The sequence below is a fragment of the Ruegeria sp. D1(2025) genome (assembly GCF_056536425.1).
This window is the reverse complement of sequence record NZ_JBQFPO010000001.1, coordinates 255,351-270,344: the sequence shown is the minus strand read 5'-3', so window position 1 is coordinate 270,344 and position 14,994 is coordinate 255,351. Positions and strand designations below refer to the sequence as shown.

The window sequence follows — 14,994 nt, the reverse complement described above, 5'->3', positions numbered from 1 at the left end:
TAAATCTGACTTTCAGCAGTCAAAGGTAGTCTGCAAGAAAATTCTGCCAATCAGCCATGCAACTGGCAAACACTTGCTGTGCATTTTCGTCAACGCCGCTGGCAAAATTACGCCGATCAGCCAGCTTTTCGGCGACCCACCGCGCAGACAATCAAACATTCAACTATTTCAAAACATTTGGCAACTGCTCGGGCAGGTCCTCGGCAATCAGTCCGGGGCCAAATTGCCGCGCACATTCCACATGCAACCACGCAGCAGCTTCGGCGGCCTGCATCGGCCCAAGCCCTCGCGCCATCAATCCGGTGATGAAGCCTGCAAGAACATCCCCGGCCCCTGCCGTGGCCAGCCATGGCGCCGATCGGTCATAAAACGCCGAGCTTATGGAACACCGCCCGTCCGGCGCCGCGATCACAGTATCCGGCCCCTTGAACAGAACCACGCATCCTGCCCGCTCGGCAGCATCACGGGTTGCGTCCACCTTGGAGTATGCCGGGCCTTTGTCGGGAACTTCTTCCAACTTCTGTGCAATATCCGGAAACAGCCGGGCAAACTCGCCCCCGTGTGGTGTGAGCACGCAGGTCTCATGTAGATGATCGAACAATGCTTTGGGGTCCTCTGCAAACGCCGTCAACGCATCTGCATCCAGCACTGTTGAGCGCCCTGCCGACAGTGCCACCGGTACCATGTCGCGGGCACGATCCAGCCCCATTCCCGGTCCAAGGCACAATGCATTCAGTCGCTCGTCCTTCAGCACCCGGGAAAGCTCGTCGGCCCCTTCAGCCAGTTGCAACATGACAGCGGTGACCTGCGCGGCAACTTCCAACTGCGCGGCCGGGTGCACACCAATTGTCACCAGCCCTGCCCCAATCCGCAATGCACCCCGCGCGGCCAACCGCGCAGCGCCGGTTTTGCCCGGTCCACCGGAAAGGATCAGGGCATGGCCATAAGAGTATTTGTGATCCTTCGGTTCCTTCGAGACCCGAAAACTCTTTTCCGAAACCAGCTTAAAAACTCGATAGTCTTTTTCTCGCTCAAGGCCGATCGACTTTGTCCGAACCACGCCGCAATTGGCGGGGCCTTCGCCGATCATGTGACCAACCTTCATGTCGTGAAAGGTTACGGTAAGATCCGCTTGGATCACGTTTCCCAGCACGCGCCCACTGTCGGCGCACAAGCCGCTGGGAATATCGATTGCAACCACCCGCAGGCCGCGTTCTGACGACAGGTCCCTTACCCGCTCATTTGCCAGCAAGGAGAAGCCGCCCTGAAACGGTCGCGTCAGCCCGGTTCCGAACAATCCATCAATTACCAGGTCTAGGTCTGAAGGGAAATTTAGATTGTCATCTGCAAGCGTATCGATCTTTCGGACACTGACGTCGGACTTGCCTTGGCACCGTTCAAAGTTTCTTCGTGCGTCAGGCGGGAGTTTTGCGGCGTCGCCGTACAGAAACACCTCAACCTCCCAGCCCCACTCTTTCAACAACCGGGCAATGACAAACCCGTCACCACCATTGTTTCCCGGTCCGCACAGCACCACTGCGCGACCGGACGTTTTTGCCAGCTCGGGCCATTCTTCAAAAATCGCCTCAACAACGCCCTGCCCGGCGCGTTCCATAAGTTCCAAACCGGTAACCTTGCCCGATTCAATCGCAGCCAGTTCAATCGCCCGCATCTGCGCCGCCGTCAGCAAATCCGTCATCTCATCTCCCGCGCGATTCAATTTCGATTACATTTTATGCAACTCGATGAAAATTTAACCGCTCGCTGAAATTCTACGCACAAGCAACCGGTCCGTTTCGCAATCAGATTGCCCAGCGATCTTAGACGTGATCACTGCCAACCTGACAAGCAGATTAGGAGGCCGGGATGAAGAAGATCGAAGCGATCATCAAACCGTTCAAACTGGACGAAGTGAAAGAGGCGCTGCAGGACGTTGGCGTCCAGGGCCTCAGTGTCATCGAGGTTAAAGGGTTCGGCCGTCAGAAGGGCCATACCGAACTCTACCGCGGCGCGGAATATGTGGTCGACTTTCTGCCGAAGGTAAAAGTCGAGGTGGTGCTGGACGACGATCAGGTCGACGCGGCCATCGAAGCCATCGTGGATGCCGCCAAAACCGATAAGATCGGCGACGGCAAGATCTTTGTCTCGCCTGTCGAACAAGCCATCCGCATCCGTACCGGCGAGACCGGCTCGGAAGCCCTGTAAATCAACCGAATATCCTGACATATCTATCAGAAGGACCAAGGGAATGAGCGCAGAAGCAGTTCTCAAAACTCTCCGCGAAGAAGACGTCGCCTACGTCGACATCCGCTTCACCGACGTGCGGGGCAAGTTGCAGCACGTGACCGTCGATGTGGATCTGGTCGATGAAGACTTCCTGGAAGAAGGCTTTATGTTCGACGGCTCCTCGATTGCTGGCTGGAAGTCGATCGAAAACTCGGACATGAAACTGATCGCCGACACTGAATCGGCCTATATCGATCCGTTCTACGCCGAAAAAACGCTGTGCCTGCACTGCTCGATCGTTGAACCCGATACCGGCGAAGCTTATGGCCGCGACCCGCGCGGCACCGCACAGAAGGCCGAAGCCTATCTGAAAGCCAGCGGCGTTGGTGACGTGGCCTATATGGGCCCCGAAGCCGAATTCTTCCTGTTCGATGATGTCCGTTATTCCAATACAATGAATAAGGTATCGTTCGAAGTTGATGCAACCGACGCGGCCTGGAACACTGATACCGAATACGAAATGGGCAACATGGGCCACCGTCCGGGCGTCAAGGGCGGTTACTTCCCGGTGAACCCGATCGACGAGGCGCAGGACCTGCGTTCGGAAATGCTGTCGACCATGAAGCGTCTGGGCATGAAGGTCGACAAGCACCATCACGAAGTTGCCTCGTGCCAGCACGAACTGGGTCTGATCTTCAACAGCCTGACCAAACAGGCGGACGAGCTGCAGAAGTACAAGTACGTCATTCACAACGTGGCACATGCCTATGGCAAGTCGGCAACTTTCATGCCCAAGCCCATCTATGGCGACAACGGCACCGGCATGCACGTGAACATGTCGATCTGGAAAGAAGGCAAGCCGCTGTTCGCAGGCGACAAATACGCCGACCTGTCAGACGAAGCCCTATGGTACATCGGCGGTATTCTGAAACACGCCAAGACCCTGAATGCTTTCACCAACCCGTCGACCAACAGCTACAAGCGTCTGATCCCGGGCTTTGAGGCACCTGTTCTGCGCGCCTATTCGGCACGCAACCGTTCGGGCTGCATCCGTATTCCGTGGACCGAAAGCCCGAAAGCCAAGCGCGTCGAGGCCCGCTTCCCCGATCCGGCTGCAAACCCCTACCTGGCGTTTGCCGCGCTGCTCATGGCCGGTCTGGACGGCATCAAGAACAAGATCGATCCGGGCGAAGCCATGGACAAGAACCTGTACGATCTGCCTGCCGAAGAACTGGCCGACATCCCGACCGTTTGCGGCTCGCTGCGCGAAGCTCTGGAATCTCTGGCATCCGATCATGACTTCCTGCTGCAGGGCGACGTGTTCACCAAAGACCAGATCGACGGCTACATCGCGCTGAAGATGGAAGAGGTCGAAACCTACGAGCACACGCCGCATCCGGTTGAATACGGCATGTACTACAGCTGCTGATCAGGAACTTTCGACGAAAATTCTCGCAAAGGGGGCGTCCATCGGGCGCCCCTTTTCTTGTCGCCGCACTGGATTTGACGGATTGCGAGTGATCTTTCACACTCGGGCCACAGATCCCAGCGGAGAAACCTCATGCCCGCCAGTGACGCGCCCTTTTTACGGTATTCGCATTTCATTACGTCTGCGGACGAACTGGAACAGATTACCGGTGCGCCCCTGCCGCAGATTGTTGCCAAGGAAATACCGGCATTGGACCAGATGTGCCGCGATTTCATCGGCACATCACCGTTTTGCCTGATCGCGTCGGCCAATCCCGACGGTCACCTTGATATCTCGCCCCGCGGCGATCCTGCGGGGTTTGTCGAAATCCTGTCTGACACTCTGATCGCTATCCCGGATCGCCCCGGCAACAAGCGGGTGGATACGTTTCATAACATACTGCAGGACCCCCGCGTGAGTGTGATCTTTCTGGTCCCCGGGAAAATGGAAACATTGCGATTGCGCGGCACGGCCCGGCTTTGCGCCGATCCGGATTTGCTGAGCAGTATGACCATGAACGGCAAGGCACCAAAGCTGGCACTACTGATCCATATCCAGACGATTTTTGCCCATTGCCCAAAGTGCATCGTCCGCTCTCACCTTTGGCAACCCGAAGAATGGCCGGATTCATCTCATCTACCCAATATGAACGCGATGATGGTCAAACACGCCAGAATCGACGCCACGCCGGAACAGTGGTTTGAAAGCCTCAAAGAGGCCGGAGAACTGGACCTTTACTGACCCGTCCCGGGATTTCGTTTGCCATTTCCCGCATGGCGCGTACGCTGCCCCAGAGTTTCAAGTTATTGGATAGGTTTCATGCTTCGACTTGCAACGGCGATATTCTGTGCCTTGTCCCTGCCGTCCCTGGCACTCTCCGCGCCTTGCGGCAACACCGGCAGCGGGTTTGAGGTATGGAAGGCCGATTTCGCCAAACAGGCGCGGCGCGCGGGAGTAAAGAAGAAAGGGCTGCAGGCACTGGCCCAGACGCAATACGCCACGCGAACAATTTCAGCAGATCGTAACCAGAAAAGTTTCAAATACTCGCTGGACAAGTTCATGCAGGTGCGCGGCGCCGACACGATTGTCGCGCAGGGACGCAAGCGAAAGGCCCGCAACCCGCAGTTTTACGCCGCGCTTGAACGGCAATACGGCGTACCTGCCGGTGTTCTGATCGCCATTCACGGCATGGAAACAGGGTTTGGAAACTTCATGGGCGACAGCCAGGTTGTTTCCGCAATAACGACACTGGCCTATGATTGTCGCCGTTCCGAATTCTTCATTCCGCACGCAATCGGGGCATTGAAACTGGTGGATCAGGGCAGCGTCACGATGGCGACAAAAGGGGCAAAACATGGCGAGCTGGGCCACACACAGTTCCTGCCGGGGAATGCCCTGACCTATGGTGTCGATGCGACGGGTGACGGTCGGGTGGACTTTTACAACATGACCGACGCCCTGGCTTCGACCGCGAATTTTCTTCGCAAGAAAGGGTGGAAACCCGGCCGGGGCTATCAGAAAGGACAGCCCAATTTTGCGGTTATCCAGCAGTGGAATTCCGCCTCGGTCTATCAGCAATCCATAGCAATCATGGGGCATCGAATCGACCAATAGGCGAAACAAGGTTCCAACACAGGCGATCCCAACTTTGGCCACATTGTCGCCACAGATGCCCGAATTTCCCCCTAGTCTCTTGGTTTCCAAAGCGTAATCAATCCCTCGAAAATTGATTTTTTTTGCATTTTCGTCAAATTCTCCCCCAGATCACCCGCTAGTCTGCGGTCTCAGACAGAAAGCGACAAAGGAATGCGCGGTGAGTCGGAAGCACAGCTATCATGGCGGTCTGCAATTTGACGGTGAGACCAAGGGCGCGATCGAACGCTTTGGCAATATCGTCGCGGCAACGCTAGAAGACTATGGTCATCTGATCGAGCGAAAGTCGCTGCTCAGCGGCACCGAGGCCAGCATCGTCTCAAGCCAGTATCTGGTTCGTCTGACACTGGATACGGAATTGAACGGGGTCGACGACCGTTTCGACCGGCTGGACCGCACTGCGGGCCTCAAAACGATACCCAGACCGCCGGTAACACGACCAAAGAACCGTCTGGTCATTTCGGTCTCACCGGTGTCAGCTTTGTTGGATGACAGCGAAATTTCCGAGCTTATGCTGGTTGTGATCCTGTATCGCATGGTCGACATCTGTTCGACCCAACGCGTGGAGTGGCTTTCGCCCAACGCGGTTTTGACCATCGAACAGTTCATGAGCGCGTTTGACACGCTAATGCCAAGCAAGCCCCGGGACAGAAAACAGATATTTCAGTCCGTAACCGGCCCGTTTGCAGGCGTCAGCACCTCGAATACCGCAGATCATTACCAGCCGGAAGCCGCGATACCGAAACCGAACGCAAGGCCGATCCAGTTGTCGGACGATCAATTGCTGAGCATCGCGTTCAGAACAGATCAGACGGATCAACAGGCCCACGCACCGATTGAACCGACCACCGACGAGGATGAAAAGCCCAGCGACATCCTGCGTCTGACAAGTTGGGGCCTGACCGGGGCCGTGGCCAGCATGTCGGCACCGATCGCACTTTCTCTGGCGGCCGTGAACCTGATCCGGGGCGAGGATTTCCGACTCAATACTCAGGTTCTGGCTTTTACGGTCGCGATCGTGACCCTTAATTCCAGTGGCGCATTTGCAGGTGTTGCCGGTGCCCTAGGTCTATAAAGCTTTTCTAGAAGACCCTCCTAGGAGGCCCCGCCATCAGGCGGGGTTTTCCATTTCCAGCACCCTGTCAGCCGCCAGAACATAAGTGTGGATCGAGAAAACAACGGTGCGCGTTTGGGGCAGTCTTAGAATGGTCTGACGCTCGCTGCGCAGAAAAGGCGTGTTTCCCGGATCCCGGATTTTCCGCGGCTCGCTGGTACTGCGGGGTTGAAACAGCTCGGCGTCATCGTACCACAGCGCGTTAAAGCGCCAGAGTGGCCGATCCGGCTGAATCCCGTCAAACAGACGCTGAACCCGCCTGGCGACGTTTTCATCATAACTGTTGACGGTATGATGAATATCGATCAGCGGACGCATGAATTTCTCGGACAGTCGCCAACTGGCCGGGAAACACAGTATCGCACCGGTCAGAACATGTTCGCCGCCCTGTTTCTGCAGAATGCAAAAATCTTCCTGAACAAGCTGGCACAAAGTATCCAGGGGCCTTGAGCGGTCAATACCCACTTCTGCCCCGTCAGACCGGATCACATGATCGGATGCTTCGGGATAAACCTGCCGCAACACCATATCCAGCAATTCCTGCGCAGCCGGTTCTGCACCGGGATCCAGTGCCAGAACATCATCGCGTCGCTCTGCCAACAAATCCTCGCGCCTGCGCATCTGGGCTGCAAACGCTTCGTCGCGGGTCAACCAGTCTTCAGGGCGTGCGGGTCGAATCCCCGGCAGCGGCTTCGCAGCCAGCGGGTTATAGGGAATGTGTTGTTGCAGTATTTCAGTCATGGCCTAGGGCTATCACCGTATTTTGGTATTGTCGGTCCAAAAGCGACTGAACATGGGTCGCAAACTACTAAGACGGCATGGGACGGTACGACCATCTTTGCCGGGCCAAAAGGGAGCGAAGCCATGAATCAGCATTACCGGGACACCCGCAAGATCGACCCGACCAAGGGGGCAACGCTGGGTGACGGTACGCCAAACGAAAACGACAGGATAGAAATCGGCCCAACCCAATTGGCGTTTGCAGAATGGGAACAAGCGGGTCTGATTCTTCCGGATCTGGCCCGGATGCGGGAATATCGGTGGAAACGGCTGACCCAATCTATCGTTGATCGCGGATACGGCGGGTTGCTGATGTTCGATCCGCTGAACATCCGATACGCCACCGATAGCACCAACATGCAGCTGTGGAATACACATAACCCCTTTCGCGCGGTTCTCTTATGCGCCGACGGCTATATGGTGATCTGGGACTACAAGAACTCTCCCTTTCTTTCCAAGTTCAATCCACTGGTGCGTGAACAGCGTTCGGGCGCTGATCTGTTTTATTTCGACCGCGGTGACAAGGTGGACGTGGCCGCCGATGTTTTCTCGAACGAGGTGCGCCTTCTGATCGACGAACACAGCGGCGGCAACAAACGACTGGCAGTGGACAAGATCATGCTGCACGGGCTGCGCGCACTTGAGGCGCAGGGATTTGAGATCATGGAAGGCGAAGAGGTCACCGAAAAGACCCGCGCTATCAAAGGTCCCGACGAAATCCTCGCCATGCGCTGCGCCAATCACGCCTGTGAAACCGCTGTTGGCGAGATGGAAAAGTTCGCCCGCGCCAATGTTGGTGACGGCAAGACCTCGGAAGATGATGTCTGGGCTGTCTTGCACGCCGAAAACATCCGGCGCGGCGGCGAATGGATTGAAACGCGCCTGCTTGCCTCGGGCCAGCGAACAAATCCCTGGTTTCAGGAATGCGGCCCCCGGGTAACCCGGAAGAACGAAATCATTGCCTTTGACACGGACCTGATCGGTTCCTACGGGATCTGCATCGACATTTCCCGTACCTGGTGGATCGGCGACGAAAAGCCGCGCGCCGACATGATCTATGCCATGCAGCACGCGCATGAGCATATCATGACCAACATGGAAATGCTGAAGCCCGGCGTCACGATCCCCGAATTGACGGCCAATGCTCATAGGCTGGACGACAAGTTCCAGGCCCAGAAATACGGCTGCCTGATGCATGGCGTGGGCCTGTGCGATGAATGGCCTCTGGTTGCCTATCCGGATCAGGCGGTTGCGGGTGCCTACGACTACCCGCTTGAACCGGGCATGGTTCTGTGTGTCGAGGCAGCCGTCGGAGAAGTCGGCGGCGACTTTTCGATCAAGCTTGAGGATCAGGTTCTGATCACCGAGGACGGATATGAGAACCTGACGAAATATCCCTTTGATCCAGCCCTGATGGGTTTGGCTTAGGTCACCTTCCAACCAGACCGCGTCACCTGGCATTCTGCGAGAGGTTCTGCCTCTCGTGCCTTCACAGATGCTTTTGGCATAAGAAGAACTCGGGAATTCCTGTCACCTCCGCGTGAGGCACATGTCAGGCGGGTTGAGATAAGGCGTCGCTGTGCCCACTGTGAAACCAACGACCAAGGAGTTCCTTATGCCGACCGAACGCATTACATTTTCCGGGCACGATGGCAGCCAACTGGCAGCCCGCCTTGACCTGCCCGACGGGCCGGTTTTGGCAACAGCCCTTTTTGCGCACTGCTTTACCTGTTCCAAAGACATCCCTGCCGCGCGGCGCATTTCTGCGCGCCTGGCGGTCATGGGCATTGCCGTGCTGCGTTTTGATTTTACGGGTCTGGGACATTCTGGAGGCGAGTTTGCAAACACGACTTTTTCGTCAAATGTTGAAGATCTGATCGCGGCGGCGACTTATCTGGAAGGGCGTGACATGGCTCCTGCCCTGCTGATCGGGCATTCGCTGGGCGGGGCCGCTGTTCTGCGGGCACGTGCGGGCATTCCCTCGGTCAAGGCTGTTGTCACTCTTGGCGCACCGGCCGATCCCGGGCACGTGTCCCACCATTTCGAAGCCGCGTTGCCGGAAATCGAACAGGACGGTTCGGCCGAGGTTCTGCTGGGCGGGCGGCCGTTTCGGATCGGAAAAGCCTTTGTGGATGACATATCTGAATCGGCTTTGACCCCGGCCATCGGTGATTTGAAGGCTGCACTTCTGATCCTGCATGCCCCACGTGACGAAACGGTGAGCATCGACAATGCCGGTGCGATTTTCCAAGCCGCCAAACATCCGAAAAGCTTTGTCACCCTCGACGATGCCGACCATCTGATAACACGGGCCTCCGATGCCGAATACGCCGCCGATGTAATCTCGGCCTGGGTTGGACGTTACGTACCCTTGTGTCCGCCCGCACCGCCGCCCGGTGCGCCGGAAGGTGTGGTTCGCGTGACCGAGGCCGACCCATCCGGCTTCTTGCAGGATATTCAGGCTGGCCCCCGTCACCACGCGGTCGCGGATGAGCCAGCCTCGTACGGGGGTACGGATCGGGGCATGTCGCCCTATGGTTTCGTGTCATCCGGCCTGGGTGCGTGCACGTCCATGACGATCCGCATGTATGCGCGGCGCAAGAACTGGCCGCTGACCCATGTCAGCGTCGATGTCTGCCATGACAAGGTTCATGCGCAGGATGCCGGGCTTGTCACGGAAGGCAAGGTTGACCTGTTCCGCAGAAAAATCCGGCTGGAAGGCCCACTGACGCAGGACCAACGCACCCGGCTTATGGAAATCGCCGACAAATGCCCCGTGCACAGAACTTTGGAAGCGTCCGTCCACATTACAACCGAATTACTGCCGACCTGAACGCCCCGTTGATCACCGTCGACGTGGAGCTGGCCGGTGTATCGGCGGTCGGGCAGCCGGTGGCCGGGTCACCGGCGGCTTCGCCACGGGTGGCCTTGGACGTGTCGGTGGTTGCCCGCCGGGTCGGTTCGGTCGATCAGGTCTGACTGGCCTGTTCACGTCAATATCGACATCCACGTCATGGTAGTAGTCGTTCCACAGCATCGAGTCGTAAAACGGGTCATATCCATATCCGACCCCGACACCAACCGAGACACCGTCGCATGCCGTCAGCAGAAGGCTGGATGCCCCAAGCCCCAGCGCCAGAACCGAGGGTTTGATAAATCTTCTTGTCATCTGAACCTCCTTACCGCGCAGGCTGAAATGACGCGAAAACGGCATTCAGTGTATCGGCATAGGCCGGATCCGCTCCGTTGCGCAGGATTGCGACGACGATCGCAACCCGGTCACGCGGCAGATCGATCACAGTGGTGGTAAAGTTCACCCCCCTACCATCCCTGTTGCCTGTCCCGCGGATCACACGCGCGGGCAAACCGCCGATGCGCCTGTCACTGGTACTTGTGACCGTCGGCTCCTTGACCAGAAACTTGTCGATATCTTCCAGATAACGCAGCCCGTCAGCGATGCTTTTGACACCGTTCGGCGACACAAAGCCCATCCAGACGTTATCGTCAGTGACTGGACGCATCCCCATGACCCGGGCCACGGCACGCAGATCGCCAAGTTGCGTATCTTCGATTTCCCGAATTCCGCCAGTGCGCAGTGTCCAGAAATCGGGCACGTTAAACCGGAACAGCGCGCGCCCGTCGTCGGTATAGGTGACCGGTGTGTCCGCCGATGCGGGTGGGATGCATGCCAACCACATCCCCGCACAGGCAGCCAGTGCGGAATTCAAAATAATACGCATATCTCAATAACCTGTTGGTTTCACTTCACGCAGCTTGGCCCACCAAAACGGTACTTGTCCAGCATCAGGGCGCGCATGGTTCGGGAAACCGGGCGGCAACGGTCTTCAATATGCAGCGCTCAGCTACTTGACCAGCCCATAACTTCAATCAACGTAGGTCCCATCCGTCACGCCGCCATTGTCATCGACAAAACGCACCCTCTGCCCGCTTACCTGAACGTCGTAACACGCCCACAAATCCGAAGGCGGCCAAAGCGAACAGTACCTGTCGTCACGCACATTCCAGCGGCCCGAACTGGGCCTGCCCGAGAAATACCGGGTCAGCATATTGGCGTCGAAGCTCTGCCAGGCTCCTTATCCATAACCGAGCTTCTTGCTGGTCAAGGCGACAAGTATCTCGTTGCCCGACAACTGGCGGAACTCCTCTGCGGCCAGAAATCCGGGCCACAGCATCAAAATCAGGGCAAACCGTCTCATCTCGGCACTCGCACCTTGTTCCCTTTTGCATGCACGGCTAAACCCCGCGCAACGCCTCATCCCAAACACAAAAAGGTGCAGCCGCCAATGATACCCCGTTATTCCCGCCCTGACATGGTTGCCATCTGGTCGCCCGAGACCAAGTTCCGCATCTGGTACGAGATCGAGGCGCATGCCTGTGACGCCATGGCCGATCTGGGGGTGATCCCGCGCGAAAACGCCGAAGCCGTCTGGAAAGCCAAGGACGTGGAATTCGACGTGGCCCGCATCGACGAGATCGAAGCCGTCACAAAACATGACGTCATCGCCTTTCTGACCCATCTGGCAGAACATGTCGGCAGCGATGAGGCCCGCTTTGTCCATCAGGGCATGACCAGCTCGGACGTGCTGGACACATGTTTCAACGTGCAGCTGACCCGCGCCGCAGATATTCTGGTCGCCGACCTCGAAGGTTTGCTGGCCGCCCTAAAACGTCGCGCAATCGAACACAAGGACACTGTCCGCATCGGTCGCAGCCACGGCATCCACGCCGAGCCGACAACGATGGGCCTGACATTCGCGCGTTTCTACGCCGAGATGGACCGCAACCTGTCCCGGATGCGCGATGCGCGCGCCGAGATTGCCACGGGCGCGATCAGCGGCGCAGTCGGCACCTTCGCCAATATCGACCCGCGCGTCGAGGAGCATGTCTGCGATCAACTGGGTCTGGTCCCCGAGCCAATCAGTACGCAGGTCATTCCCCGCGACCGTCACGCGGCGTTCTTTGCCATCCTGGGCGTCATCGCCAGCAGCATCGAAAACATCGCAATCGAAATCCGCCACATGCAGCGGACCGAGGTGTTGGAGGGGGCTGAGTTCTTCTCGATGGGTCAAAAAGGTTCCTCGGCCATGCCGCACAAGAAGAACCCGGTCCTGACCGAGAACCTGACCGGTCTGGCGCGCATGGTGCGCGCGGCCGTGATCCCGGCGATGGAAAACGTGGCGCTCTGGCACGAGCGGGATATCTCGCATTCTTCGGTCGAACGCATGATCGGACCGGATGCGACAATCACGCTGGACTTTGCGCTGGCACGACTGACAGGCGTGATCGACAAGATGCTGATCTTCCCCGAGAACATGATCGAAAACATGAACAGGTTCCCCGGCCTTGTGATGAGCCAGCGGGTGCTGCTGGCGCTGACCCAAGCTGGCGTCAGCCGCGAGGACGCCTATGCCATGGTTCAGCGCAACGCACTGAAAGTCTGGGAACACCGCACCGATTTCAAAGAGGAATTGCTGGCAGATCCCGACGTCACCGCCGCATTGAGCGTCGAGGAAATCGAAGAGAAATTCGACCTTGGCTATCACACCAAACACGTGGACACCATTTTCGCCCGCGTCTTTGGTGAATAGCGCAGACGTTTGATTTCTTTCATGACCCGGGTCGCTTCCCCGATCCGGGTCTGTTTTTTGCCAGATTGAGGGAATTGGGTTATCCTGCAGGTGCATTTTCCGGATGGGAGAGTCCAATGTTTCGAACCATTCTCTGCGCGTTGACATTTTCCTGCGTTGCATCGGTCGCACTTGCCTGCAGCAATCACACCAATCAGACCCAGTCCTGCGCACCCGGCACAATCTGGGACACCGAGACACAAAGCTGCACCAAAATCGTCAACAGCTGAAAAATCTTTCCTGCTTGTGAATAAAAGCGATCAGTCAATTGTTAGCTTTTCTGAAGATCACGCTATGCTTTTGACAAGTTCCTTTGAAAACGGAGTAGGAATATGCGCCTCGTACTAGCTTCAGCACTTGCCCTTCAGGCTTTTGTGCTCGCTCCCGCCGCGTTTGCAGCAGGTGGTGGCGACAGCAGCCCCCCAAAGCCGACAAACACGACCAAGAAATGCCTGTTCGGACGCGTGTATGACGAGACGGCCGGTCGCTGTGTCAAACCGAACAAAACCAATTTCACCGAAGATCAGCTTTATGATGCAGTGCGGGAACTGGCCTACGATGGCCAGTATGAAAACGCCCAGGCGATATTGCGCGTGATGGATCAGAATGACGACCGCGTCATGACCTATTGGGGCTTTACCTATCGCAAGATGGGCGAACTGGAACTGGCCAACGTGTTTTATCAAAACGCTATCTCCGCCAACCCGGACAACATCCTTGCCCGTAGCTATATGGCGCAGGGTTTTGTTGCAGAAGGGAAAACCGATCTAGCCATAGCACAGTGGCGCGAGATCAAGGCACGGGGCGGCGAAGGCACATGGGCCGAGACCTCTCTGCGCGATGCAATCCGCACCGGGCTAACCTACAGCTACTGAGGTTCAGGGTAAATTTACCTGTTGCTTCGTAATCTGCTCGTGGAATCGCAATTTGGGACCGCGGGCAGATGCAAGACGCCAAGGCTCTGGTACATATATCTCCGGCTGCTTCGACGCCAGTGATCGAAGGGGAAGAAGAAGACGCAGCGCGTGTTGTGCCCCGACAGCTCAGCAACCGACAAAAAGCCGCTGTTATCGTTCGGCTTCTTCTGAACGAAGGCGCCGACATTCCCTTGGAAGAACTCCCGGACGCCTTGCAGGAGAAACTGACCCATCAGCTCGGACAGATGGGGCTGGTGGACCGCGTCACGCTTGATGCGGTCGCACGGGAATTCACGCGCGCGCTTGAAGGCGTCGGCTTGTCCTTCCCGCACGGGCTGGCAGGCGCTCTGGATGCCGTCAACGGCAAGATCACTCCGGCAACGGCAGCGCGATTGCGAAAGGTTGCCGGCGTACGTCAGATCGGCGACCCGTGGCTGCGCCTGCGTGAAATACCTATCGAAGATCTGGCCGGTATGGCGCAGGCGGAAAGCACCGAAATTGCCGCCGTGATGTTATCCAAGCTTGATACGCCCAAGGCCGCAGAACTGCTTGGTCATCTTCCAGGCCCCGTGGCCCGCCGCATAACCTATGCCGTATCCAAAACGGCCAACATCACGCCCGAAGCGGTTGAGCGGATTGGATGGTCGCTGGCCGCCCAACTGGATCAGCGCCCTGCACCGGCCTTTGCGGACCACCCCGGCGCCCGTGTCGGTGCAATCCTGAACCAGTCGGCTGCAACAACCCGGGACGGGTTGCTGACCGCGCTGGATGAAGAGGATTCCGACTTTGCCAGTGTGGTACGCCAGTCCATCTTTACCTTTGCCCACATATCAACCCGCATCACTGCGCGGGACATCCCCGCGCTGCTTCGCGGTATCGATCAACCCGTGCTAGTGACCGCACTGGCGGGCGCAATCGCCGATGAAGACAGGGCTTCGGTCGAATTCCTGCTTTCCAACATTTCTACGCGCATGGCGGAAAATCTGCGCGAGGAAATGGGTGAACGGGGCAAGGTCAGGCAAAGGGATGCGGACGACGCGATGGCGCAGATTGTCGGTGTCATTCGCGCACTGGTGGATGAAGGAGCCATCACCTTGATCGAAGAAGAAGGCGATGAACAATAGTGCTACACGCCGGAACGCAATGGTGATTCCTACGGATTCGCTGAACGCTTGTGGTTGCGGTTTC

17 protein-coding genes are annotated in these 14,994 nt (G+C 57.4%); 11 read left to right on the top strand and 6 right to left on the bottom strand.

Annotated features, from left to right (window positions below):
- Window positions 1-163 precede the first annotated feature (163 nt).
- Window positions 164-1,699, bottom strand: coding sequence for an NAD(P)H-hydrate dehydratase (locus ACR1XU_RS01435; RefSeq protein WP_480908935.1), 1,536 nt, complete (start codon window positions 1,697-1,699; stop codon window positions 164-166).
- 167 nt (window positions 1,700-1,866) lie between these two features.
- Here ACR1XU_RS01435 and ACR1XU_RS01430 point away from each other — a divergent pair, with 167 nt between their 5' ends.
- From ACR1XU_RS01430 to ACR1XU_RS01410, 5 genes are all read left to right on the top strand, one after another.
- Window positions 1,867-2,205 carry a P-II family nitrogen regulator gene (locus ACR1XU_RS01430; RefSeq protein ID WP_480522527.1) on the top strand — a complete coding sequence of 113 codons (339 nt, stop codon included), beginning with the start codon at window positions 1,867-1,869 and terminating at the stop codon, window positions 2,203-2,205.
- Between the two features lie 43 nt (window positions 2,206-2,248).
- On the top strand, window positions 2,249-3,655 hold the full coding sequence (gene glnA, locus ACR1XU_RS01425; protein ID WP_170610233.1) for a type I glutamate--ammonia ligase: 1,407 nt from the start codon (window positions 2,249-2,251) through the stop codon (window positions 3,653-3,655).
- 132 nt (window positions 3,656-3,787) lie between these two features.
- A complete protein-coding gene (locus tag ACR1XU_RS01420; RefSeq protein ID WP_480908936.1) occupies window positions 3,788-4,435 on the top strand; it encodes an MSMEG_1061 family FMN-dependent PPOX-type flavoprotein in 648 nt (215 codons plus the stop codon).
- Between the two features lie 78 nt (window positions 4,436-4,513).
- Window positions 4,514-5,308, top strand: a complete 795-nt coding sequence (locus ACR1XU_RS01415) for a lytic murein transglycosylase (protein ID WP_480908937.1) — start codon at window positions 4,514-4,516, stop codon at window positions 5,306-5,308.
- 199 nt (window positions 5,309-5,507) lie between these two features.
- A complete protein-coding gene (locus ACR1XU_RS01410) occupies window positions 5,508-6,422 on the top strand; it encodes a hypothetical protein (protein ID WP_170610227.1) in 915 nt (304 codons plus the stop codon).
- Between the two features lie 36 nt (window positions 6,423-6,458).
- Here ACR1XU_RS01410 and ACR1XU_RS01405 read toward each other — a convergent pair whose 3' ends face one another.
- On the bottom strand, window positions 6,459-7,202 hold the full coding sequence (locus ACR1XU_RS01405) for a heme-dependent oxidative N-demethylase family protein (protein WP_480908938.1): 744 nt from the start codon (window positions 7,200-7,202) through the stop codon (window positions 6,459-6,461).
- Between the two features lie 123 nt (window positions 7,203-7,325).
- On the opposite strand from ACR1XU_RS01405, the gene dddP reads away from it, so the two are divergent.
- Complete coding sequence (gene dddP / locus ACR1XU_RS01400) at window positions 7,326-8,669, top strand: dimethylsulfonioproprionate lyase DddP (RefSeq protein WP_480908939.1); 1,344 nt, start codon at window positions 7,326-7,328, stop codon at window positions 8,667-8,669.
- 187 nt (window positions 8,670-8,856) lie between these two features.
- Complete coding sequence (locus ACR1XU_RS01395) at window positions 8,857-10,074, top strand: bifunctional alpha/beta hydrolase/OsmC family protein (protein WP_170805467.1); 1,218 nt, start codon at window positions 8,857-8,859, stop codon at window positions 10,072-10,074.
- A gap of 12 nt (window positions 10,075-10,086) precedes the next feature.
- Here ACR1XU_RS01395 and ACR1XU_RS01390 read toward each other — a convergent pair whose 3' ends face one another.
- From ACR1XU_RS01390 to ACR1XU_RS01375, 4 genes are all read right to left on the bottom strand, one after another.
- The gene (locus tag ACR1XU_RS01390) at window positions 10,087-10,410 is read right to left on the bottom strand and encodes a hypothetical protein (RefSeq protein ID WP_170610219.1); all 324 of its coding nucleotides are present in this window, start codon (window positions 10,408-10,410) and stop codon (window positions 10,087-10,089) included.
- A gap of 10 nt (window positions 10,411-10,420) precedes the next feature.
- Complete coding sequence (locus ACR1XU_RS01385; protein WP_480908940.1) at window positions 10,421-10,981, bottom strand: hypothetical protein; 561 nt, start codon at window positions 10,979-10,981, stop codon at window positions 10,421-10,423.
- A 144-nt stretch (window positions 10,982-11,125) separates the two neighbouring features.
- Entirely contained in the window at window positions 11,126-11,308 is a 183-nt protein-coding gene (locus ACR1XU_RS01380) for a hypothetical protein (protein ID WP_480908941.1), read from the bottom strand.
- A gap of 27 nt (window positions 11,309-11,335) precedes the next feature.
- Window positions 11,336-11,458: a hypothetical protein gene (locus ACR1XU_RS01375; RefSeq protein WP_480908942.1), complete on the bottom strand. Its 123-nt coding sequence runs from the start codon at window positions 11,456-11,458 to the stop codon at window positions 11,336-11,338.
- An 87-nt stretch (window positions 11,459-11,545) separates the two neighbouring features.
- On the opposite strand from ACR1XU_RS01375, the gene purB reads away from it, so the two are divergent.
- From purB to ACR1XU_RS01355, 4 genes are all read left to right on the top strand, one after another.
- The gene (gene purB, locus ACR1XU_RS01370) at window positions 11,546-12,850 is read left to right on the top strand and encodes an adenylosuccinate lyase (protein WP_480908943.1); all 1,305 of its coding nucleotides are present in this window, start codon (window positions 11,546-11,548) and stop codon (window positions 12,848-12,850) included.
- A 116-nt stretch (window positions 12,851-12,966) separates the two neighbouring features.
- The gene (locus tag ACR1XU_RS01365) at window positions 12,967-13,119 is read left to right on the top strand and encodes a chitin-binding domain-containing protein (protein ID WP_170610212.1); all 153 of its coding nucleotides are present in this window, start codon (window positions 12,967-12,969) and stop codon (window positions 13,117-13,119) included.
- Between the two features lie 102 nt (window positions 13,120-13,221).
- Window positions 13,222-13,764 (top strand): hypothetical protein, encoded by a 543-nt coding sequence (locus ACR1XU_RS01360; RefSeq protein ID WP_170610210.1) that lies wholly within the window; start codon window positions 13,222-13,224, stop codon window positions 13,762-13,764.
- 68 nt (window positions 13,765-13,832) lie between these two features.
- Window positions 13,833-14,930, top strand: coding sequence for a flagellar motor switch protein FliG (locus tag ACR1XU_RS01355; protein WP_480908944.1), 1,098 nt, complete (start codon window positions 13,833-13,835; stop codon window positions 14,928-14,930).
- Window positions 14,931-14,994: the final 64 nt, after the last annotated feature.